The following is a 506-nucleotide window of genomic DNA, read 5'->3' as shown; positions in this document are numbered from 1 at the left end:
CTACCAGGCCAAGGTGCTTGAAGCCGGCGACAAGCATGCGGGCCTGAAGGCCCGAATCCACGACGTGTACGAGCGTCACAAGGGTCGCTACGGCTATCGGCGCATCACGGCCGAGCTCGGACGCAGCGGCGAGGCGGTGAACCACAAGACGGTGCAGCGTCTGATGCAGGGTCTGGGCCTGAAGTCGCTGGTGCGGCCCAAGCGGTATCGCTCCTATCGGGGCGAGATGGCCACGACACCCAACTTGCTCAACCGCGAGTTCGCCGCCGCACGACCCAATGAGAAATGGGTGACCGATGTGACCGAGTTCAACGTCCGTGGCAAGAAGCTGTATCTGTCGCCGGTGATGGACCTCTTCAATGGAGAGATCGTGGCCTACGAGATGAACGAGCGTCCGCTGTTCCCGCTGGTGGGCAACATGCTCAAGAAGGCACTGTCGCGGCTCACGGGCCAGCAAGCTCCGATGCTGCACTCGGACCAGGGCTGGCATTACCAGATGGCGGCCT

Annotated in this window: 1 protein-coding gene; it reads left to right on the top strand. The window is 62.8% G+C overall.

The genetic code is table 11. The annotated features are described in order from the left end of the window. The coding region (locus PV762_RS27800) for an IS3 family transposase (protein ID WP_421038233.1) at positions 1-506 on the top strand (506 nt) is incomplete at both ends.

Source organism: Mitsuaria sp. CC2 (assembly GCF_048957715.1).
In the GTDB taxonomy this organism is placed as follows: Bacteria; Pseudomonadota; Gammaproteobacteria; order Burkholderiales; family Burkholderiaceae_C; genus Roseateles.
The sequence above is the reverse complement of the archived record's forward strand: the minus strand, read 5'-3'. Positions and strand labels throughout refer to the sequence as shown.